The 19,141-nt window shown below is 71.6% G+C and carries 21 protein-coding genes and 2 pseudogenes; 10 read left to right on the top strand and 13 right to left on the bottom strand.

Annotation, left to right across the window (positions count from 1 at the left end; genetic code table 11):
* From HYE82_RS08100 to HYE82_RS08085, 4 genes and pseudogenes are all read right to left on the bottom strand, one after another.
* Nucleotides 1–547, bottom strand: a pseudogene (locus tag HYE82_RS08100) (hypothetical protein); the annotation flags it as partial.
* Nucleotides 537–1,079 carry a DUF6114 domain-containing protein gene (locus HYE82_RS08095; RefSeq protein ID WP_179173264.1) on the bottom strand — a complete coding sequence of 181 codons (543 nt, stop codon included), beginning with the start codon at nucleotides 1,077–1,079 and terminating at the stop codon, nucleotides 537–539. The pseudogene HYE82_RS08100 and the gene HYE82_RS08095, both read right to left, overlap by 11 nt.
* A 111-nt stretch (nucleotides 1,080–1,190) precedes the next feature.
* Nucleotides 1,191–1,832 (bottom strand): DUF6230 family protein, encoded by a 642-nt coding sequence (locus HYE82_RS08090; RefSeq protein WP_179173263.1) that lies wholly within the window; start codon nucleotides 1,830–1,832, stop codon nucleotides 1,191–1,193.
* Between the two features lie 606 nt (nucleotides 1,833–2,438).
* Nucleotides 2,439–3,440, bottom strand: a complete 1,002-nt coding sequence (locus tag HYE82_RS08085; protein WP_179173262.1) for a tetratricopeptide repeat protein — start codon at nucleotides 3,438–3,440, stop codon at nucleotides 2,439–2,441.
* A 332-nt stretch (nucleotides 3,441–3,772) separates the two neighbouring features.
* On the opposite strand from HYE82_RS08085, the gene HYE82_RS08080 reads away from it, so the two are divergent.
* Entirely contained in the window at nucleotides 3,773–4,405 is a 633-nt protein-coding gene (locus HYE82_RS08080) for a TetR/AcrR family transcriptional regulator (protein ID WP_179173261.1), read from the top strand.
* A gap of 217 nt (nucleotides 4,406–4,622) precedes the next feature.
* Here the strand turns inward: HYE82_RS08080 and HYE82_RS08075 are convergent, their stop codons facing one another.
* Both HYE82_RS08075 and HYE82_RS08070 read right to left on the bottom strand, forming a co-directional pair.
* Nucleotides 4,623–6,323: a methylmalonyl-CoA mutase gene (locus tag HYE82_RS08075; protein WP_179173260.1), complete on the bottom strand. Its 1,701-nt coding sequence runs from the start codon at nucleotides 6,321–6,323 to the stop codon at nucleotides 4,623–4,625.
* A gap of 75 nt (nucleotides 6,324–6,398) precedes the next feature.
* Nucleotides 6,399–6,728 carry a DUF3817 domain-containing protein gene (locus HYE82_RS08070; RefSeq protein WP_179173259.1) on the bottom strand — a complete coding sequence of 110 codons (330 nt, stop codon included), beginning with the start codon at nucleotides 6,726–6,728 and terminating at the stop codon, nucleotides 6,399–6,401.
* 199 nt (nucleotides 6,729–6,927) lie between these two features.
* Here HYE82_RS08070 and HYE82_RS08065 point away from each other — a divergent pair.
* Nucleotides 6,928–7,173, top strand: a pseudogene (locus HYE82_RS08065) (zinc ribbon domain-containing protein); the annotation flags it as partial.
* A gap of 13 nt (nucleotides 7,174–7,186) precedes the next feature.
* Here HYE82_RS08065 and HYE82_RS08060 read toward each other — a convergent pair.
* Nucleotides 7,187–7,696, bottom strand: a complete 510-nt coding sequence (locus HYE82_RS08060; protein ID WP_179173258.1) for a MarR family winged helix-turn-helix transcriptional regulator — start codon at nucleotides 7,694–7,696, stop codon at nucleotides 7,187–7,189.
* A gap of 21 nt (nucleotides 7,697–7,717) precedes the next feature.
* Nucleotides 7,718–8,986 (bottom strand): MFS transporter, encoded by a 1,269-nt coding sequence (locus HYE82_RS08055; protein ID WP_179173257.1) that lies wholly within the window; start codon nucleotides 8,984–8,986, stop codon nucleotides 7,718–7,720.
* A 195-nt stretch (nucleotides 8,987–9,181) separates the two neighbouring features.
* On the opposite strand from HYE82_RS08055, the gene HYE82_RS08050 reads away from it, so the two are divergent.
* Complete coding sequence (locus HYE82_RS08050; protein ID WP_179173256.1) at nucleotides 9,182–10,183, top strand: DUF5937 family protein; 1,002 nt, start codon at nucleotides 9,182–9,184, stop codon at nucleotides 10,181–10,183.
* Nucleotides 10,184–10,249: 66 nt separating this feature from the next.
* On the opposite strand, the gene HYE82_RS08045 is transcribed toward HYE82_RS08050, so the two are convergent.
* Complete coding sequence (locus tag HYE82_RS08045; RefSeq protein ID WP_179173255.1) at nucleotides 10,250–11,356, bottom strand: helix-turn-helix domain-containing protein; 1,107 nt, start codon at nucleotides 11,354–11,356, stop codon at nucleotides 10,250–10,252.
* 140 nt (nucleotides 11,357–11,496) lie between these two features.
* Here HYE82_RS08045 and HYE82_RS08040 point away from each other — a divergent pair, with 140 nt between their 5' ends.
* Nucleotides 11,497–11,682 (top strand): hypothetical protein, encoded by a 186-nt coding sequence (locus HYE82_RS08040; protein WP_179173254.1) that lies wholly within the window; start codon nucleotides 11,497–11,499, stop codon nucleotides 11,680–11,682.
* A complete protein-coding gene (locus tag HYE82_RS08035) occupies nucleotides 11,679–11,909 on the top strand; it encodes a hypothetical protein (protein WP_179173253.1) in 231 nt (76 codons plus the stop codon). Before HYE82_RS08040 ends, HYE82_RS08035 begins: the two co-directional genes overlap by 4 nt.
* Before the next feature lie 259 nt (nucleotides 11,910–12,168).
* Here the strand turns inward: HYE82_RS08035 and HYE82_RS08030 are convergent, their stop codons facing one another.
* Entirely contained in the window at nucleotides 12,169–12,459 is a 291-nt protein-coding gene (locus HYE82_RS08030) for an MTH1187 family thiamine-binding protein (protein ID WP_179173252.1), read from the bottom strand.
* A complete protein-coding gene (locus HYE82_RS08025) occupies nucleotides 12,456–12,821 on the bottom strand; it encodes a DUF3817 domain-containing protein (protein WP_179173251.1) in 366 nt (121 codons plus the stop codon). The genes HYE82_RS08030 and HYE82_RS08025 overlap by 4 nt, the downstream gene beginning before the upstream one ends.
* Before the next feature lie 174 nt (nucleotides 12,822–12,995).
* Here HYE82_RS08025 and HYE82_RS08020 point away from each other — a divergent pair, with 174 nt between their 5' ends.
* The 4 genes from HYE82_RS08020 to HYE82_RS08005 all read left to right on the top strand — a co-directional run bounded on the left by HYE82_RS08020 (nucleotide 12,996) and on the right by HYE82_RS08005 (nucleotide 15,669).
* Nucleotides 12,996–13,634: an AIM24 family protein gene (locus tag HYE82_RS08020; protein WP_179173250.1), complete on the top strand. Its 639-nt coding sequence runs from the start codon at nucleotides 12,996–12,998 to the stop codon at nucleotides 13,632–13,634.
* Entirely contained in the window at nucleotides 13,634–14,284 is a 651-nt protein-coding gene (locus HYE82_RS08015; protein ID WP_179173249.1) for an AIM24 family protein, read from the top strand. The genes HYE82_RS08020 and HYE82_RS08015 overlap by 1 nt, the downstream gene beginning before the upstream one ends.
* 11 nt (nucleotides 14,285–14,295) lie before the next feature.
* Nucleotides 14,296–15,102: an AIM24 family protein gene (locus HYE82_RS08010; RefSeq protein WP_309144235.1), complete on the top strand. Its 807-nt coding sequence runs from the start codon at nucleotides 14,296–14,298 to the stop codon at nucleotides 15,100–15,102.
* A gap of 63 nt (nucleotides 15,103–15,165) precedes the next feature.
* Nucleotides 15,166–15,669: a MarR family winged helix-turn-helix transcriptional regulator gene (locus HYE82_RS08005; RefSeq protein ID WP_179173266.1), complete on the top strand. Its 504-nt coding sequence runs from the start codon at nucleotides 15,166–15,168 to the stop codon at nucleotides 15,667–15,669.
* Between the two features lie 381 nt (nucleotides 15,670–16,050).
* Here the strand turns inward: HYE82_RS08005 and meaB are convergent, their stop codons facing one another.
* Together meaB and HYE82_RS07995 are read right to left on the bottom strand one after the other, a co-directional pair.
* The gene (gene meaB, locus HYE82_RS08000) at nucleotides 16,051–17,010 is read right to left on the bottom strand and encodes a methylmalonyl Co-A mutase-associated GTPase MeaB (RefSeq protein ID WP_179173248.1); all 960 of its coding nucleotides are present in this window, start codon (nucleotides 17,008–17,010) and stop codon (nucleotides 16,051–16,053) included.
* An 87-nt stretch (nucleotides 17,011–17,097) separates the two neighbouring features.
* On the bottom strand, nucleotides 17,098–18,300 hold the full coding sequence (locus HYE82_RS07995; RefSeq protein WP_179173247.1) for an acetyl-CoA C-acetyltransferase: 1,203 nt from the start codon (nucleotides 18,298–18,300) through the stop codon (nucleotides 17,098–17,100).
* Nucleotides 18,301–18,437: 137 nt separating this feature from the next.
* Here HYE82_RS07995 and mce point away from each other — a divergent pair, with 137 nt between their 5' ends.
* Nucleotides 18,438–18,887 carry a methylmalonyl-CoA epimerase gene (gene mce / locus HYE82_RS07990; RefSeq protein ID WP_179173246.1) on the top strand — a complete coding sequence of 150 codons (450 nt, stop codon included), beginning with the start codon at nucleotides 18,438–18,440 and terminating at the stop codon, nucleotides 18,885–18,887.
* The last annotated feature ends 254 nt before the right edge of the window (nucleotides 18,888–19,141 follow it).

The raw sequence follows: 19,141 nt of genomic DNA, 5'->3' as shown, positions 1-19,141 counted from the left end.
GCTGCCCCAGGACGTCAAGGACACCGCGGCCAAGCCCAAGGACGAGACGGGCAACTCCGACAAGGACGACGCCCAGCGGGTCCAGCGGGTTCGGGGTCTTCGAGGCAGACGGCGTGGGGGCGGCCGAGGTGGTGGGGGCCGCCTGCTTGGGCGTGGTGGCGGTGTCGGCCGGCTTGCTCGCGGACGGCTTGGGCACCGGCGGGGTGACACCGGGCTTGGGCGCGGCGGAGGCGGACGGCGAGGCACTCGCGCTCGGCGAGGGCGAGGCCGAGGGGCTGGGGGAGGCCGACTCCGCGGGTTCGTCGGACCGTGTCACGCACGGGCCGGGCGCGAAGGGGATCTCCTTGTCGTCGGCCAGGGCCAGCCTGGGCGCCATGCCCATGCCGACCAGGACCGCCGTCGGCATGGCCGCGAGGGCCATCGTCTTGCCGACCGGAATCTGGATCTTGTTCAGCAGCGACTTGCGGGGCGCGGCGTGCCGCGGGCCCCTTCTTTCACGGGACTCTGTGCCCGGGGCCACGCCCCGCTGCGTCTCGTCACCCCGCACTGTTCCTCCCGCCATCGGCGTGGGCAGTCGTCTCGGTCGCGTGGGCCGTTTCCATGTCGCGGGGTGCCGGGATGTCGTGGAACTCGTCCGCAGGCTGTGCCCCGGCCGCCTCCGGCTCCTCGGCCAGCGGCACTCCCGGCGCCCAGGACAGTGCGAGGGCACCGCCGATCATGGCGAAGAGGAAGCCGATGAAGAAGCCGCCGAGGTTGGACACCGGAATGGACACGAGGGCCAGCAGGATCGCGGCGACGCCCGCGAAGACACGGATGCCCTGCTGGAACCAGAGGGCCAGGCCCAGTGTGATCAACAGGACGCCGATGATCAGCGAGCCGGAGCCCGTCGTCGTCGCCATCGCAAGGGTGACGTTGCCCAGCCGGATGTCCGCATAAGGGAAGTAGACGATCGGCAATCCGCCGAGGAGCGTGAAGAGGCCGGCCCAGAAGGGTCGGCCGCCCCGCCAGTCGCGGAAGCGGTGGTACGTGACAGTGAGCCAGTGATCGTCTGCGGCGTGAACCGGGGCCTGGGGGTTCATGGACAACAGCTCCCTGGAAACGGTGGTACGGAGAACTCTGTGGAGCCCGGACGGGCGCCTGGCGACGGCTGCCGCAGCCCGCCCGTCCGGTCGGTCACATCCAGGACGGGATTACTTCTCGTCCTGGTAGCACGGCTGGTTCCCGCTGAGCAGACGCAGCTTGAGGTCGGGCAGCGTGAAGGTACCCGCCGTCGTCGCCCACGCCTTCTGGCGGACGTTGGTCAGCGTGGCCTTCTTGGCACGCTGCGAGAACAGGCCGCCGTCCGCCACCGTGCCGGGGACCGGCTTGGTGGTGTGGCTGCCGTCGCCCACCGCGACACCGATGTCGAGCTGGTCGAACTTCGCGTCCGCGTCCAGCTCGGCGACGTCGAGGTAGATGTTCTCCGCGACGGCGGGACGGCCCTTGTTGCCCGTCCGCAGCTGCAGCGTGATGTTGCCGATCGGAGTCGGCGTCACCAGCGACTGGCACATGTTGGTGATCTCGGCACGGCTGAAGCCGGAGATCGTGACCGGGTGCTTGGTCTTCTCCTTGGACCCCAGTACGGCGCCCTCGGCGAGGCTGCCGTACTGGATCAGGTCGTCACCGACGAGCTGATCGGCCGTGACCTTGAAGTCCTGACCGGAGACGCTGAACGACGCCGCGAGGGCACCCTGCGCCAGACCCACACCGACCGCGGCGGTGGCCGCGATGCTCGGCACCATGACGAGCGCGAAGCGCTTCCATCTGGTCCCGCCACGAACCTGAGAACTCATGTTGTTCCTCCTTCTCGGACGTACATCTCCGGTCCGGGCAGAGCCCGACCTGGGATGGGAGAAGTGCTACGTCCTCGGGAAGGAGCGCAGGCGGCCGTGGCGCGGCCGGGCCGCGTCCGATACACCGGCGTTCACCCCCGAGCGACAACCACTGGGTCACGCGTTCGCGCGACCAGGAGGACAGGCTCCGCCGGTGCGGCGAAGACCCCCCTGTCCCGCGGCCGGTGCCACTGCCACCGGCCGGCCCGGTGGGGACCCTCCACCGCGGCTCCGGCTGGCGGCTCTGCGGGAAGGACCGAGCGTCGCCGATCGTGGTCCATTCCAGGCCGAGGCACAAGGGGGTTCGTTACTGGCGGGTAACGGCCTGATAACCGGGGGCCGACCCGCAGCCATCGGGAAGCAACACAAAGTGCCACCCAAGGCCACGACAGAGCAGGAGGAAGAGGAACACACCGGACAGTTCACGGGGTTCCACTTACTGCGAGTAACAGCGGCCGCCATTGCCAAGTTTTGGCAAAGCGCGGCCGCTGTTTGTCTCCGTGTCAACAAATCGCCGGCCGGTCCGCGGCCGCTCCGCAGCCCGGGCGGACCGTGCCCGCGACCTGCCTAGAACAACGCCCGCGAGAGCGCCGTACGCGCCGCCGAGACCCGGGGGTCGTCCGCCCCGATGACCTCGAACAGCTCCAGCAGCCGTACCCGTACGGCGTTCCGGTCGTCCCCCGCGGTCACCCGCACGGCGTCCACCAGGCGCCCGAAGGCGTCCTGCACGTGGCCGCCGGCCATGTCCAGGTCCGCGGCGTCGATCTGGGCCTGCGGGTCCTTCGGGTTCTCGGCCGCCTTGGCGCGCACCGCCTGCGGGTTCATGCCCTTGACCCGGGCGAGCAGCTCGGCCTGCGCCAGGCCCAGCTTCGCCTCGGTGTTCGCCGGGTCCTCCGCCAGGACGTTCCCGTACGCCCGCACCGCTCCGGCCAGGTCGCCCGCGTCGAGCGCGGACACGGCCGCCTCCAGCAGCGCGTCGTGCGGTCCGGCCGGGGCCTCTGCGGCGGCCGCGCCGCCCGGGGCGCCGCCTTCGGCGTTCGCGTCCACCGGGATCCCGATGATGCCGAAGCGCTCCTCGGCGACCTGCACCAGCTGGGCGAGGGTCGCGCGGATCTCCTGCTCGGGCGCCACGCCCTGGAACAGCGGCAGTACCTGGCCCGCTACCACCGCGAACACGGCGGGGATGCCTTGGATGCCGAACTGCTGCATCAGCAGCTGGTTGGCGTCAACGTCGATCTTGGCCATCACGAGGCGGCCGTTCGCCTCGACGACCAGCCGCTCCAGCAGGGGGCTGAGCTGCTTGCAGGGCTGGCACCACTCGGCCCAGAAGTCCAGGATGACCGGGACCTCGGAGGAGAGCTGGAGGACGTCGCGCTCGAATCCGGCCTCGTCGACGTCGATCACGAGCGCCGAAGGGGACACTGCGCCGCCGGCCGCGGGCGCGCCGCCCTCGGCGGCCTGCCGGGCCGCATCGGCCCGAGCCTGCTCGGCCTTCGCCTTGGCCTCGGCGGCCGCCTTCACCGCGGCGAGGTCGACGACGCCGCTCATGGACATGTTTCTGGGCTGCATGCGTACATCCTCCCCCCTGTGTGCGCGCCGACGAAAAAGATCGGCCGAATTGCGCTGCCGACCGCAGCCGGTCCGGCCCGCGGTCGAACGGTCCGGTGGATGCTGCCGTGCCCTGGAACTGCCCTGTGCTGGTGCTGTGGTGGTGCTGTGGTGGCGCCGGGTCCCCACCTGGCGCCGGTAGCTCTTCGCGTGGTTGCCGCTCTTACGCTACGAGCCGTAGCGTAACTCCCCATGCGCCTCCGCGGACCCCGCGGGTGCGCTCGTGTCCCGTGATCTGAAGCACACGCACGAGCGCCCGGCGGTTCCGCTACCGACGGGTATGGTTCTGCGCCATGCGCAACCCCAGCTCCCCCGGCGGCCGCGTCGGCCGCCCCAGAAGCGCCGCCGCGGACGCCGCGATACTCGCCGCGACCCGGGACGCCCTGGTCGAGCTGGGCTGGTCGAAGCTGACGATGGGCGACGTCTCGACCCGGGCCGGGGTCGCGAAGACCACCCTGTACCGCCGCTGGGCGGGCAAGAACGAGCTGGTCGTGGACGCGGTCGCGGAGCTCTTCGACTCCCTCGAACTCCCCGACCGGGGCTCCCTCGAAGCCGACGTCGAGCATGTGGTCCTGCAGTTCGCGGAGCTGCTGCGGCGCCCCGAGGCCCGTACGGCGCTGATGGCGGTCGTCGCCGAGTCCACGCGGGACGAGGCCCTGCGCGACCGGATCCGGTCCGCGATCGTGGACCGGCAGAAACGTCTCGTCGTACAGGGCCGCGAGCAGGCCCAGGCCCGCGGGGAACTCCCTTACGAGAAGGACGCCGCCCTCGCCGGGCGCACCACGGACCTGATCTTCGACGTGATCGCGGGCACCGTGGTGCACCGCGCGCTGGTCAGCTCGGCGCCGGTGGACGAGGCGTGGGCGGCCGCCTTCACGGCCCTGCTGATGCACGGCCTGCGCGGCGGCGCCGCCGAAGCCGCCTGATCCGCCGGGGCCGCCGGCCCCTCCGCCGCGCCCGCCTGATCCGCCGATACGGCCCGCTCACCCGGTACGGGCCCGGTCCCCCGTACGGGCCCGGTCACGGTCCCCCGTACGGAGGAGGCCGGCCGCGGCTGCCTCAGGGCAGCGGCACCGCGGCCGGCCGTCGTCCTGCCTCCGGCGGCCCCCGGGGGAAGTCGGGCAGCGCCGGGGTGTGCGGGGGCTAGAAGCCCGGAGGCTCCGTGTAGGTGCCCCACTCGTCGCGCAGTGCGTTGCAGATCTCGCCGAGGGTGGCCTCGGCGCGCACCGCGTCGAGCATGGACGGGATCATGTTCGACCCGTCGCGGGCGGCGTCCAGCATGGCCTTCAGCGATTCCCGCACCTTCGCGTCGTCACGGCGCTCCTTGCGGGCGGCGAGCGCGCGCACCTGCTCCCGCTCGACCTCGTGGCTGACGCGGAGGATCTCCAGGTCGCCGGTGACCGAGCCGTGGTGGACGTTGACGCCGACCACGCGCTTGTCGCCCTTCTCCAGCGCGCGCTGGTAGACGAAGGCCGACTCGGCGATCTCGCCGGTGAACCAGCCGTCCTCGATGCCGCGCAGGATGCCCGAGGTGATCGGCCCGATCGGGTGCTTGCCGTCCGGGTGGGCGCGCAGGCCGCGCTCCTTGATCTGGTCGAAGATCTTCTCGGCGTCGGCCTCGATGCGGTCGGTGAGCTGCTCGACGTACCAGGAGCCGCCCAGCGGGTCGGCCACGTTGGCCACGCCGGTCTCCTCCATCAGCACCTGCTGCGTGCGCAGGGCGATCTCGGCCGCCTGCTCGCTGGGCAGGGCGAGGGTCTCGTCGAGGGCGTTGGTGTGCAGCGAGTTGGTGCCGCCCAGGACGGCCGCGAGGGCCTCCACGGCGGTGCGCACCACGTTGTTGTACGGCTGCTGCGCGGTCAGGGAGACGCCGGCGGTCTGCGTGTGGAAGCGCAGCCACATCGACTTCTCGTTCTTCGCCCCGTACACCTCCTTCATCCAGCGCGCCCAGATCCGGCGGGCGGCGCGGAACTTGGCGATCTCCTCGAAGAAGTCGAGGTGGGCGTCGAAGAAGAAGGACAGGCCGGGCGCGAAGGTGTCGACGTCCATGCCGCGGGAGAGGCCGAGTTCCACGTAGCCGAAGCCGTCCGCCAGCGTGTACGCGAGCTCCTGCGCGGCCGTCGCCCCGGCCTCGCGGATGTGGTAGCCGGAGACGGACAGCGGCTTGTAGGCCGGGATGCCCTTGGCGCAGTACTCCATGAGGTCGCCGATGAGGCGCAGGTGCGGCTCGGGTTCGAAGAGCCACTCCTTCTGGGCGATGTACTCCTTGAAGATGTCCGTCTGGAGGGTGCCGTTGAGGACGGCCGGGTCCACGCCCTGCCGCTCGGCCGCCACCAGGTACATGCAGAAGGCAGGCACGGCCGGGCCGGAGATCGTCATCGAGGTGGTCACGTCGCCGAGCGGGATGTCCTTGAAGAGGACCTCCATGTCGGCGGCGGAGTCGATGGCGACACCGCAGTGCCCGACCTCGCCGAGCGAGCGGGCGTCGTCGGAGTCGCGGCCCATGAGGGTCGGCATGTCGAAGGCCACGGAGAGCCCGCCGCCGCCGGCGGCCAGGATCATCTTGTAGCGCTCGTTGGTCTGCTCGGCGTTGCCGAAGCCGGCGAACTGGCGGATGGTCCAGGTGCGGCCGCGGTAGCCGGTGGCGTGCAGGCCGCGGGTGTACGGGTACTCGCCCGGCCAGCCGATGCGCTCGAAGCCCTCGTAGGCGTCGCCGGGCCGGGGCCCGTAGACGGGATCGACGGCATCGCCGGAGAGCGTGGTGAAGTCGGCCTCGCGCTTGCGGGCCTTGTCGTAACGGGCCTGCCAGCGGCGGCGGCCCTCCTCGATGGCGTCAGCGTCCATGCTTCGAATTTACTAGGACGTCCTAGTAAATGTCGATGGGAAACCCCGGGGAGCTTTCTCCCCGGGGTTCGGCGGCTACGCGTCGGCGGTGGCCAGGTCGTCGGTGATCAGCGGCTCGATGTCGGCGCGGACCTTGCGCTCGACGAAGAACGCGGCGCCCGGGATGGTCCCGGACAGCATCACCCACAGCATCCGGCCGAAGGACCAGCGGGCCTTGGAGCTCAGGTCGAAGGCGAAGACCAGGTAGATCATGAAGAGCACGCCGTGGGCCTGGGACACGGCGAAGGTCAGGCCGGCGCCGGTGTCGAAGCCGTACTTGGCGACCATGCAGCCGCAGAGGATCAACAGCATGACGGCGGTCACGTAGGCCATGACGCGGTAGCGGGTCAGCACGCTTCGTTTCATGGCTACGAGCGTAGCCGGGGCGCCGGGCCCCGCCGACGCCGGGAGCACGAAGCCGCAGGCGGCCGACGGGCGGTGTGAGCAGGGCCACGGCGGCCTGCCGCGCGGACCCGCCGGCGCACCGGCGCGGGCCTGCCGGCGCGGGCCTGCCTCTGATCTTGTAAGAGTGCCCCGGCCTTCAGGCTGTGGGTGAATCTCGGCGTGCGGCGTCAAGGACGGCCCCAAGCCCCTCAGCGTCCGCGAGTGGACGTGCCAGGCGTGCGGGGCCGTCCTGGACCGGGACGTGAACGCGGCGGTCAACGTCGCCAAGGCCGCCGGACTGGCGGTGTCAGCCTGTGGAGCGCAGGTAAGACGGGCACCCGTGCCCGCACCGCGCAGCGAAGCAGGAACCCACCCGAAGCGACCCACACGGCTTGTGTGGGAGCAGGCGGGAATCCCGGGCGTTTAAAGCCGGGAGGATGTCAACGCTCCTCGAAGTCCCCCGCGGACACCCGCAGCGGCCGCAGCATCGCGAAGATCTCGGCGCATTCCTCGGCGTCGTAGGCGTGCAGCCCGAAGTCGATCGCCATCAGGTCCTTCGTGGCCGCCTCGACGACCTCGCGGCCCTTCTCCGTGATGCTCGCCAGGGTGCCCCGGCCGTCGTTGGGGTTGGGGCGCTTGGCCACCAGCCCGGACTTCACCAGCCGGTCCACCGTGTTCGTCACGGACGTCGGGTGGACCATCAGCCGCTCGCCGATCTTCGACATCGGCAGCTCGCCGGCCTTGGAGAAGGTGAGCAGCACGAGCGCCTCGTACCGGGCGAAGGTCAGGCCGTACGGCTTGACGACGGCGTCGACCTCGCCGAGCAGGATCTGGTGCGCCCGCATGATCGAGGTGATGGCTGCCATGGAGGGCGCCGGCCCCCACCGCCGCTGCCAGAGTTCGTCGGCGCGGGCGATGGGGTCGAAAGGGAGGCTGAGCGGCTTGGACACGTATCCGACCCTACCGGGCGGTCATTTGGCGGTGTGCCCTGTCTCATCCCTCGGTCCGCTCCCCCGGGTGGCGGAACGCAGTTCGGCGAGCAGGAGCAGGACGACGGCCGTCCCGATGACGGCGGCGCCGACGACGACCAGGTGGACCGGGACGAACTCGGCGGCGAGGCCGGCCAGCGCCATGCCCACCCCCTGGAAGGCCATCAGACCGGTGCCGAGCAGGGTCATCGCCCGGCCGCGCAGCTCCTCGGGGACGGCGTCGACGTACCACTGGTCGAGACCGAGGGTGTGGGCGTGGGCCAGCCCGACGGCCAGCAGCGCGGCGAGGACCACCGGCACGCCGGGCCGGGCGGCGTACACGAGCAGGGGCAGCAGGGCGGCGGCGGCGAGCGGGGCCACCAGTCGGGAGCGTGCCTCCGGGCCGAGCGCCGAGCCGGCCCACAGTTCACCCGCGATGGTGCCGACGGGCAGGGCGCACATCATCACACCGAGCGCGGCGGTGCCCGCGCCGATGGCGTCGGCGTACGGGGCGAGCAGCGCCTCGGGGGCGATCACGAAGACCGGCGGCAGCCAGAACAGCAGGGTCAGCGCCCGCAGCCGGCGGTCGCCCAGCACGGCCCGGATCCCGGCGAGCGGCGAGGTACGGGCGGCAGCCCCTGCGGAGGTCCCGGCGGCGGCCCGGGCGGGTCGGGCCCGGGTGCCGCAGCGCAACAGCAGGGCGGAGCAGAGGAACCCGGCGGCGGTCAGCGCGATGGCGGTGCGCGGCGCGAGGACGGTCAGCAGCAGCCCGCCGAGGCCGAAGCCGGCGAGCTGGGCGCTCTGGGCCACCATCCGCATCAGCGAGCGGCCGAGGACGAAGGCGTCGCCGGGGCCCAGGATGTCGCCGAGGGAGGCGTTGCGGGTGCCCTGGAACAGCGGGGCGACGAAGGCCATGGCGGCGCGCAGCGCGAGCAGCGCGCCGACGGGCGTGCCGGGCAGCACCATGGCGGCGGCGCACCCGGCACAGAGCAGGTCGCAGGCGGTGAGGACGCTGCGGGCGGGGCGGCGGTCGGCGAGGGGCGCCAGCAGGATGCCGCCGAGGGCGTACGGCAGGAAGCCGAGGGCGAAGGCGAGCGCGCTCATCAGCGGCGAACCGGTGGCGCGGAAGACGAGGACGGTCAGGGATATCTCGGCGACGACGATGCCGAGCACGGACAGCAGGTGGGCGGCGAAGACGTACCGGAACTCCCGGACCCGGAAAACGGGGCGGTAGCCGCCGCGGGCTGCCCGGTGGGCGGTGGTGGTGGCCATGCCGACACCCTGCGGGGCTACCGTGGGCCGCGGCAGTGATTCGCCTCTGCCCGAATCACTCACGGGGAACCGGAGGATCGCGCAGTATCACGAGGGATCACGATCACGAGGGATCACGATCACGAGGGATCACGATCACGAGGGCGGACCTCGGGGCCACGAGGGGAGCGGGGGAACGAGGAGGGGGACCGGACCATGGCTTTCCACTTCCGCTTCGGGCCGGCCGACCTGCTGCGCTGCCGGTTCTCGATCTCGCCGCGCTGGGAGACCCAGGAGGCGGTGCGCACCCTGATGCGCCCGCACCGGCACGCCTACCACCTGCCCTGGCTGCGGCAGATCCGGGTGGCCGCCGAGGGGCTGGACCTGCGGCCGCTGTGGCTGCTGATGCCACGGGCCGGCCACAACCCGGACTTCCTCAGCCCGCCGCCCGTCGGGCCGTCCGTCACCTTCGAGGAGGAGCTGGCGCGGGTCCGGGCGGCCAGCTCCGCGGATCCGCACGCCGTACGGGAGGACCTGCGGCGGGCCCTGGTGTGCAGCCCGGGCGCGGCGGAGAGCGAGGCCGGCCGGCGGATGCTCGCGGACCCGGCGCGGGCCGTGCGGGAACTGTCCGACCTGCTGGAACAGGCCTGGACGGCGCTGATCGCACCACACTGGCCTCGGCTGCGGGCGCTGCTGGAGGCCGACATCCTCTTCCACTCGCGGCGGCTCGCGGCAGGCGGCCTGGAGGCGCTGTTCGACGGGCTCCACCCGGACCTGGCCTGGTCCGGCGACACGCTGACCATCCGGAAGCCGGGCCACCACGACCGCAGCCTGGACGGGCAGGGGCTCCTGCTGATGCCGAGCGCGTTCGTCTGGCCGGAGGTCGTCGGCGGCTACGACCCGCCCTGGCAGCCGACGCTGGTCTACCCGGCCCGCGGCATCGGCGCCCTGTGGACGGCCCCGGCCGGCCCGGCCCCGCAGGTCCTGGCCCGGCTGCTCGGCCGGGGCCGCGCCGAGGTGCTGTGCGCACTGGCCGAACCGGCGTCCACCACCGCCCTGGCCCGGCGTCTCGGGCTGGCGCCCGCCACGGTTTCCGCGCACCTGAAGGCACTGCACGGAGCGGGCCTGCTCCTCTCCTCCCGCCACGGCCACCACATCCTGTACGAGCGCACTCCCCTGGGCATCGCCCTGGCAACGGGCGCACCCCCGCCGCCGTGACGCGCCGGCCCCGCCGCGGTCCCACCGCCTGGTGCTCACCCGGAGCACCTGGGGCAGTGACTCCCGTCAGGCCTGTTGGATCTCCGCCATGAGCAAGCGCAGCGTGAGCGAGTGCTTTTCCGGAGGCAGGGCGTCCAGGGCCGTCCGGGCGTGGGCGGCCCCGCCCGAGAGGTCTCCGGACCGGGCGAGCATGAGGCCCCGGTGCATCTCCAGGTGGGTCGCGAAGCGGGGCAGCGCTGCGGGGAGTTCCCGGCGCGCGGCTTCCTGGGCTTCCACGGCTCCCCTTTCGTCTCCCAGACGGGCCAGGAGGAGCGACAGGAAGACGTTCATCCGCCACCAGGGCACCGCGTAGTCGCTGGTCTGCTCGTGCGACCCCGCCTTGTCGAAGATGCGCCGACCCCGGTCCGCCAGGTGCAGCGCCGCTGCCCGGTCCCCACGGACCGCTGCCGCGTGCGCCTTCCCCATGATCGCGTTGAGGAGGCCGAGGGAGGGGCGATCCGATATCGCCATGGCTTGGTCGGCCAGTACGTCAGCAACCCCCAGGGACGCACCCTCATACCCCAGGGCGATGGCGGCACGCCCCCGGACCCACACGCGCGCTTCGTCCATGCCGGACTCGTCAGCAGCCGTCGCTGCCATCCGGTACCAGTGCACGGCCTTCGAGCCGTCCGACCCCGGGAACGTCTTCGCGTAGAGGGTCATCAAGCGGGAGGCGACGGACCACAGCCGGGGGTCGTCGAGTTGCTGCTGCACGGTGACGAGTTCGCCGGAAACCCGACGTTGGATGTCCGCCGCGCCCATGGACATGTACTGGGTGCCGTACGTCGCGAGCTTGGCCTCCCACTCGTCTGCTGACGGCCCGCCACGCAACCGGGCGGCAAATCCCGCGCTGATCAGATCGGAGGCGACAACGGGGGCTATGGCGGCCCCGGCCACGTCGGTAAGGAACTCGCGTCGGTCCACTTCACCTTCCAGGACAGCCAGGGGAACGTCGAGTACGGCGGACAGCGCAGCCAGGTAGAACGGGCCCGGCCTGACCTTGGAACGCTCCCAGTTGCTCACGTACTCCCGGGTCAGCGTCGTGCCGTGAACCTTGTTGATCTCCGAAGCCAACCGCCCCTGGCTCCACCCACGAGCCGTGCGGAGATCCCGAATCAGCTCCCCGATGTCCATGCGGTCATCTTGCTACCAGGGATGCCACTGGACAGAGGGATTCCGGGGCCCGGAAGGCAGTTGCCACTACGGATCACACTGGGCCGGGCCTCCCGGCGGCGAAACGATGCCCGCACCAAGGGCGACGCGGAGGATGCGACATGGCGACGGCAGCACGACAGGAAGCCACCCGGCCGGAGGGCCCGGAGCCGCCCGGCCATGAGTGCGGGGTGTGCCGCGCGCTGGCCGCCGACCTGGCGGTGGCCGAAGCGGTCGGCAACCTGGAGGCGGCCGGACTGTTGCGTACCGAGCTGCGCAACCACTCCCGCGACAGGGGTGCGGGATGACCGTTCGAGCCGTTCTTCGCCACGTCCGCCAAGTGATGCGCCGACACCCGTCGGCGGAGACGACCGCCACGGCGCGGTGCCTGGACCCGGACTGCCGGTGGACGGCCGCCCCGACCGGGAACGCGGACGTGTGCACCGACATGTGCATCGAGCACACGGGGCGGACGGGGCACACGACCTTCCTGCGCGAGTTCTCGGAAGTGGCCGTGGTGGAACGCGTCCCGTGAGCGCCCCCGCCCGGCCGACGGTCCTGGGGCCCGACGGGGGCTCGGCCGCACCGCCCTGGCCTTCCGGCCCGGTGATCCCGTACGGCCGCCGGCAGCGGCCCGATCGACGTGGCGCGCTGCCGCCGCGAGGGCTACCGGGAGAACCGGGCGGGGCGAGGGCCGGGCCGCATTCCAGGCGCCGCCCGCGGTCGATGCCGAACGGGAGGGCCCGGGTTCCGGGGTTGCGGCCCCGGAAGCCCAGGGACCGGCTGTCGGGGCGTCAGGACAGGTGGCGTTCCACCGTGGCGACCTTCGACGTCAGGCCGTCCGCCACGCCGGGCCGGATGTCGGCCTTCAGGACGAGCGACACCCGGGGTGCCCGCGCCTCGACCGCGGCGACGGCCCGCCGGACGACGTCCATCACTTCGTCCCACTCCCCTTCGACGGAGGTGAACATCGCGTCGGTGCGGTTCGGCAGCCCCGACTCCCGCACCACCCGCACCGCCTCGGCCACGTATTCGCCGACCTCTTCGCCGACCCCCAGCGGTGTCACCGAGAACGCGACGATCACGCGTCGGCCGCCGTGCCCGCGCCGGCCGCCTCACGGCGCGCCCGGGCCGCGACGACGCTGTCGGCCTCCTCGCGCTTGAGCAGCTTGTCGCCGTACAGGCCGCCGAACGGCACCACGGCGAGCAGGAAGAACAGCGCGGCCTTCTTGAGCGGCCACTTGGCCTTGTTCCAGACGTCCAGCAGGAAGACCGTGTAGATGACGAACAGGATCCCGTGCAGGGCGCCCAGCGGCATCATCAGGTAGTCGATGTCCGAGATCCGGCTCAGCAGGGAACCGAAGATCAGCAGGGCCGGGAACGACAGTGCCTCCGGTACGGAGACGAGGCGCAGCCGGTGCAGGGCGGAGGCGGTCTGGATGTCCATCAACAACCTTCGGGGTGGAGGTGTGGGGCCCGTCCAGTGTCTCAGCCGCTTTGCCCGATCTTGACCCGGGGTCCTCGTTCGGCCGCCCCGGGCGCGCCCGGTCGGCGCGCCCCGCCGCGGGTATCGGGCCCAGGGGCCCTGTTCGCCTCCGCCCGCTGCCGTTAACGTCATCCCGTGGCTCAGTTCCGACTCCAAGGCAGCAAGGTGCTCGCCGTCGACCTGACCGGGGATGCCGTGAAAGCGAAGAACGGCTCCATGGTTGCGTACGACGGCCAGATGGCCTTCAAGAAGATGACCGGCGGTGGCGAAGGCCTCCGCGGAATGGTGACCCGTCGCCTGACGGGAGAACAGATGACGGTGATGGAGGTGCAGGGGCACGGCACGTGCTTCTTCGCCGACCGCGCGAGCGAGATCAACCTCGTCAGCCTGCGCGGGGAGAAGCTGTACGTGGAGTCCAGCAATCTGCTGTGCACGGACGCGGCCCTGCGCACCGGCACCACCTTCACCGGCCTGCGCGGCGGCGCGACCGGCAACGGCCTGTTCACCACCACCGTCGAGGGCACCGGCCAGGCGGCGATCATGTCGGACGGCCCGGCGGTGGTCCTGCGGGTCAGCGCCCAGTACCCGCTGTCCGTGGACCCGGGGGCGTACATCGCGCACACCGGCGACCTGCGCCAGTCCTTCCAGTCGGGGGTCACCTTCCGCACCCTGATCGGCGAGGGCTCGGGCGAGGCGTTCCAGATCCGATTCGAGGGCGAGGGCCTGGTGTACGTGCAGCCCAGCGAGCGCAACACCATCGGGGGCGACGTCTGATGCCGTTCCGCGAGATCAACTCGAAGATGGTCGAGGCCCAGGTGGTGCCGGGGCAGAAGATGTACAGCCAGCGGGGCGCGATGCTCGCGTACCGCGGCAGCGTGTCGTTCACGCCGAGCCTGACCGGCGGCCAGGGCGGCGTCATGGGCATGATCGGGCGCCGCGTGGCGAACGAGCAGACCCCGCTGATGGAGGTCGAGGGCAGCGGCACGGTGATGTTCGGCCACGGCGGCCACCACGTGCAGGTGATCAACCTGACCGGCGAGACCCTGTACGTCGAGGCGGACCGGCTGCTCGCGTTCGACGGCACGCTCCAGCAGGGCACCATGTTCATGGGCTCGCAAGGGGGTGTCATGGGCATGGTGCGCGGCCAGGTGACGGGCCAGGGCCTGTTCACCACCACCCTCAAGGGTCACGGATCGGTGGCCGTGATGGCCCACGGCGGGGTGATCGAGCTCCCCATCACCCCGAACCGGCCGGTCCACGTCGACCCGCAGGCGTACGTGGCCCACCACGGGGACGTCAGGAACAAGCTCTCCACCGCGCTGGGCTGGCGCGACATGGTGGGGCGCGGCTCGGGCGAGGCGTTCCAGCTGGAGCTGTCGGGCCAGGGTGCCGTGTACGTACAGGCCTCGGAGGAGAAGCTGTGAATTTTGGTCCTGTGACCGGCGGACCGGCCGGCGCCGGCGGCCCTGCGGTCTTCGACCCGTACGCCCTGCCCTCCGACGACAACGTCAACGCGTACACCTTCTGCGTGGAACTCAAGGGGAACGAGTGGTTCCTGCAGAAGGGCAAGATGATCGCGTACTACGGGCGCATCGAGTTCGACGGGATCGGCAACGGCCGGTTCGACCGGCTGCTGCGCACGAGCTTCCACTCCCCGCTGCACGCCGGCGACTGGGTGGTGGCCCAGGGCCAGGGCAAGATGCTGCTGGCCGACCGCGCCTTCGACGTGAACTCGTTCGACCTCGACGACGGCAACCTGACCATCCGGTCGGGGAACCTGCTGGCGTACGAGCCCTCCCTCTCCCTCAAGCAGTCCATCGTCCCGGGTTTCCTGACCCTGATCGGAACCGGGAAGTTCGTGGCGGCGTCCAACGGACCGGTGGTGTTCATGGAACCGCCGCTGCGCGTGGACCCGCAGGCGCTCGTCGGCTGGGCGGACTGCCCGTCTCCCTGTCACCATTACGACCACGGGTACATGTCGGGCGTCCTGGGCGGCCTTCGCGCCCTGACCGGCATCGGCGGCACCTCGGGCGAGGAGCACCAGTTCGAGTTCGTCGGGGCCGGGACGGTGCTGCTGCAGTCGTCGGAGGTGCTGATGGCGGAGCAGGCGGTCGGGACGGTCGGCGCGGAGCCGGGTGTTCCCGGCGGCGGCAGCGGCCACGGCCACGCGGGGCAGCTGGAGGCGCTGGGCATCCGGATGCCGGGGCAGCTGGGGGACCTCCAGCGGCGCTTCGGACTGTGACCGCCACCCTTCCCGATTTTGTACGTCATTCAACTTCTTAGGTAGAGTTCATTCATGGAGACCATGGAGACCGAGACGGCGCCCCTCCCCCAGACTCCGTCCGGGGGGACCCCCTGGCTTACCGACGCCGAGCAGTGCACCTGGCGGACGCATCTGGACGTCAGCAGACTGCTGATGCACCAGCTGGAAAAGGATCTCCAGCCATTCGGACTCACCAACAACGACTACGAGATCCTGGTCAACCTCTCGGAGTCCGCGGACCACCGGATGCGGATGAGCGATCTCGCGACGTCGACGCTGCAGTCCAAGAGCCGGCTGTCCCACCAGATCACCCGGATGGAGAACGCCGGCCTGGTCGTCCGCGTGAACTGCGAGTCCGACCGCCGGGGCCTGTACGCCGTCCTGACGGACGAGGGCATGGAACTCATGCGGAAGGTCGCCCCGCACCACGTGGCGTCCGTCCGCCGGCACTTCATCGACCTGCTGCCGCCGGAGGCCCTGGCGGCGCTGCGCAGCTCGCTGGAGCCGGTCGCGGAGCACCTGCGCACCCAGCGCGGCAAGGGCTGATCCGAACCTGCACCCCGGTGCGGTGATCATCGCGCGTAGACCACGCCTCGGCAGCAACAACGATCACCACAGCACCGCACACACCGCACACCACACAGGAGCCGCACCCCGGCACGGGGGTGCGGCTCCTGTGGATTCCGGCCGGGCCCGACCGGGACCGCGGTCAGGCGTTGGGGCGCTTTCCGTGGTTGGCCTTCTTCTTCTTGCGTGCTCGCTTCTTGTTGCCGCGCTTCGCCATGACGCCACTCCCTCAGTGGGCTGATACCGGGGCAATTCCGGGCGTCGCCAGTCTACGTTCGCCCTCCTCGCCCCGCAGGGGCCGCGCGGCCGTGCGGGTGAGCGCCCCCGAGCGCCGACGGGCCGGCGCTCCCCCGGCGCGCCTCAGCCCTCCGTGAGGGTGGCCAGCAGGGCGTCCGAGGCCGCGTACGGGTCGAGCTCGCCCTGCGCCACCCGCGCCGCCAGGGCCCCGAGGTGGGCGTCCCCGTGCACATCGGCCATCCGGGCCCGCAGCGAGGTCACGGCGATGGTCTCCACCTCGCGCGCGGCCCGCGCGGTGCGCCGCTCGGCCAGCACCCCGTGCTCGTCCATCCACGCCCGGTGCTTCTCCAGCGCCTCGACCAGCTCGTCGATGCCCTGGCCGCGCGCCGCGACCGTCTTGACGATCGGCGGCCGCCAGTCGCCGGGCCCCCGCGCCTCGCCCAGGCCCAGCATGTGGTTCAGCTCCCGGGCGGTCGCGTCGGCGCCGTCCCGGTCGGCCTTGTTGACCACGTACACGTCGCCGATCTCCAGGATGCCCGCCTTCGCGGCCTGGATCCCGTCGCCCATCCCGGGGGCCAGCAGGACCACGGAGGTGTCCGCCTGGGAGGCGATCTCCACCTCCGACTGCCCGACACCGACCGTCTCGACCAGGATCACGTCGCAGCCCGCCGCGTCCAGCACCCGGATCGCCTGCGGGGCCGCCCAGGCCAGGCCGCCCAGGTGGCCGCGGGTGGCCATCGAGCGGATGTACACGCCCGGGTCGGAGGCGTGGTCCGACATGCGCACCCGGTCGCCGAGCAGCGCGCCCCCGGAGAACGGCGAGGACGGGTCGACGGCGAGCACGCCGACCCGCTTGCCCGCCTTGCGGTACGCCGACACCAGCGCCGAGGTGGAGGTGGACTTGCCGACGCCGGGCGAGCCCGTCAGGCCCACCACGTACGCCCCGCCGGTCAGCGGGGCCAGCGCCGCCATCACCTCGCGCAGCTGCGGGGACGCCCCCTCGACCAGCGAGATCAGCCGGGCCACCGCCCTCGGCCTGCCGTCACGCGCCTGGGCCACCAGCTGGGGGACGTCCACCGTCATACGTGCTGCGCTCCTCGTTCTCGCCGCGGATGCGGATGCGGATGCGTCCGTACCCGGCACGGGGCGCCGGGTACGGACAGGGGGTTGCTAGGCCTTGGGGACCCGGATGATCAGGGCGTCGCCCTGGCCGCCGCCGCCGCACAGCGCGGCCGCACCGACGCCGCCGCCGCGGCGCCCCAGTTCCAGCGCCAGGTGCAGCACGACGCGGGCGCCGGACATGCCGATCGGGTGGCCCAGGGCGATGGCGCCGCCGTTGACGTTCACCTTTTCCGGGGTCACGCCCAGGTCCTTCATTGACTGCACGGCGACCGCCGCGAAGGCCTCGTTGATCTCGATGAGGTCCAGGTCGGAGACTTCCAGGCCCTCCTTCTTCAGGGCGTGCAGGATCGCGTTCGAGGGCTGCGACTGCAGGGAGTTGTCCGGGCCGGCCACGTTGCCGTGGGCGCCGATCTCGGCGATCCACTCCAGGCCCAGCTCCTCGGCCTTGGCCTTGCTCATCACGACCACGGCGGCCGCACCGTCGCTGATCTGCGAGGAGGTGCCGGCCGTGATGGTGCCGTCCTTGGCGAAGGCCGGGCGCAGCTTGGCCAGGGACTCCACCGTGGTCTCCGGGCGGATGCCCTCGTCCTGGGTGAACAGCACCGGGTCGCCCTTGCGCTGCGGGATCTCGACCGGGGTGATCTCGGCCTCGAAGACGCCGTTCTTCTGGGCGGCCGCGGCGCGCTGGTGGGAGCCGGCGGCGAGCTCGTCCTGCGGGCCGCGCTCGATGCCGAGGCGGGCGTTGTGCTTCTCGGTGGACTCGCCCATGGCGATGTTCTCGAAGGCGTCGGTGAGGCCGTCGTGGGCCATCGCGTCGAGCATGCCGATCGCGCCGTACTTGAAGCCCTCGCGGGACTTCGGCAGCAGGTGCGGGGCGTTGGTCATGGACTCCTGGCCGCCCGCGACCACGATGTCGAACTCCCCGGCGCGGATGAGCTGGTCGGCCAGCGCGATCGCGTCGAGGCCGGAGAGGCAGACCTTGTTGATCGTCAGGGCGGGCACGTTCATCGGGATGCCGGCCTTGACCGCGGCCTGACGGGCGGGGATCTGGCCCGCGCCGGCCTGCAGCACCTGGCCCATGATCACGTACTGGACCTGGTCGCCGGCGACACCGGCCCGCTCCAGGGCGGCCTTGATGGCGATCCCGCCGAGCTCGGCACCCGAGAAGGACTTCAGCGAGCCGAGCAGCCGCCCCATGGGCGTGCGGGCCCCGGCGACGATCACGGACGTGGTGTTGTTCGTTCCGGACATGGAGCACAGCCCCTTGAGGATGAGGAGTGAACGAGGGTTTACCTGAATGTACTGAGCGGTACCCGCGCCGTCACCGGGCAGTAGGTGTGATCGCTGGCACGTTGCGTGACCGCCGCCCGCGGCGGTCCACTGGTTCCATGCTGACAAGAATCGACCACATCGGGATCGCCTGCTTCGACCTGGACAAGACCGTCGAGTTCTACCGTGCCACGTACGGCTTCGAGGTGTTCCACAGCGAGGTCAACGAGGAGCAGGGCGTCCGCGAGGCCATGCTCAAGATCAACGAGACCTCCGACGGCGGCGCCTCCTACCTCCAGCTGCTGGAGCCCACCCGCGAGGACTCCGCGGTGGGCAAGTGGCTGGCCAAGAACGGCGAGGGCGTGCACCACATCGCCTTCGGCACCGAGGACGTCCGCGCGGACTCCGAGGCCATCCGCAGCAAGGGCGTCAGAGTGCTGTACGACGAGCCCCGCCGGGGCTCGATAGGTTCCTCGATCACCTTCCTGCACCCCAAGGACTGCCACGGGGTCCTCACCGAGCTGGTCACCTCCAACCCGCAGGAGTCCCACACCGGACACGACGACTGAGACGTCCCGGGTCTGCACGACGTCCCGGGTCCGCGTGCGGCACACCACCGGCCGTGGTGTGCCGTTCGCCTGCCGGCCGTCCGCATCACCTGCGGCTGCGGCGAAGTGCGCTCCCGGTCCGGAGGGCCGCGTACGCACCGACACGTCTTTTTGATCACATGCCGGGCGGCATGCGGAAGGCCTTCCGCCCGGATCCGCGGCGGCACCGGGGACGCGGCCACGCCGCCCGCCGGTGAGGTCGCGGCGAAACACCG

Source organism: Streptomyces sp. BR123, from assembly GCF_013401435.1.
Taxonomy (GTDB): domain Bacteria; phylum Actinomycetota; class Actinomycetes; order Streptomycetales; family Streptomycetaceae; genus Streptomyces.
Note: the sequence above shows the minus strand (reverse complement) of the source record. Positions and strands in the feature narration are given on the sequence as shown.

Excerpts from the sequence above, each read along its gene's own strand:
- HYE82_RS08095 (WP_179173264.1), bottom strand. The coding sequence starts at position 1,079 with ATGAACCCCCAGGCCCCGGTTCACGCCGCAGACGATCACTGGCTCACT.
- HYE82_RS08090 (WP_179173263.1), bottom strand. The coding sequence starts at position 1,832 with ATGAGTTCTCAGGTTCGTGGCGGGACCAGATGGAAGCGCTTCGCGCTC.
- HYE82_RS08085 (WP_179173262.1), bottom strand. The coding sequence starts at position 3,440 with ATGCAGCCCAGAAACATGTCCATGAGCGGCGTCGTCGACCTCGCCGCG.
- HYE82_RS08080 (WP_179173261.1), top strand. The coding sequence starts at position 3,773 with ATGCGCAACCCCAGCTCCCCCGGCGGCCGCGTCGGCCGCCCCAGAAGC.
- HYE82_RS08075 (WP_179173260.1), bottom strand. The coding sequence starts at position 6,323 with ATGGACGCTGACGCCATCGAGGAGGGCCGCCGCCGCTGGCAGGCCCGT.
- HYE82_RS08070 (WP_179173259.1), bottom strand. The coding sequence starts at position 6,728 with ATGAAACGAAGCGTGCTGACCCGCTACCGCGTCATGGCCTACGTGACC.
- HYE82_RS08055 (WP_179173257.1), bottom strand. The coding sequence starts at position 8,986 with ATGGCCACCACCACCGCCCACCGGGCAGCCCGCGGCGGCTACCGCCCC.
- HYE82_RS08050 (WP_179173256.1), top strand. The coding sequence starts at position 9,182 with ATGGCTTTCCACTTCCGCTTCGGGCCGGCCGACCTGCTGCGCTGCCGG.
- HYE82_RS08045 (WP_179173255.1), bottom strand. The coding sequence starts at position 11,356 with ATGGACATCGGGGAGCTGATTCGGGATCTCCGCACGGCTCGTGGGTGG.
- HYE82_RS08040 (WP_179173254.1), top strand. The coding sequence starts at position 11,497 with ATGGCGACGGCAGCACGACAGGAAGCCACCCGGCCGGAGGGCCCGGAG.
- HYE82_RS08035 (WP_179173253.1), top strand. The coding sequence starts at position 11,679 with ATGACCGTTCGAGCCGTTCTTCGCCACGTCCGCCAAGTGATGCGCCGA.
- HYE82_RS08025 (WP_179173251.1), bottom strand. The coding sequence starts at position 12,821 with ATGGACATCCAGACCGCCTCCGCCCTGCACCGGCTGCGCCTCGTCTCC.
- HYE82_RS08015 (WP_179173249.1), top strand. The coding sequence starts at position 13,634 with ATGCCGTTCCGCGAGATCAACTCGAAGATGGTCGAGGCCCAGGTGGTG.
- HYE82_RS08005 (WP_179173266.1), top strand. The coding sequence starts at position 15,166 with ATGGAGACCGAGACGGCGCCCCTCCCCCAGACTCCGTCCGGGGGGACC.
- meaB (WP_179173248.1), bottom strand. The coding sequence starts at position 17,010 with ATGACGGTGGACGTCCCCCAGCTGGTGGCCCAGGCGCGTGACGGCAGG.
- HYE82_RS07995 (WP_179173247.1), bottom strand. The coding sequence starts at position 18,300 with ATGTCCGGAACGAACAACACCACGTCCGTGATCGTCGCCGGGGCCCGC.
- mce (WP_179173246.1), top strand. The coding sequence starts at position 18,438 with ATGCTGACAAGAATCGACCACATCGGGATCGCCTGCTTCGACCTGGAC.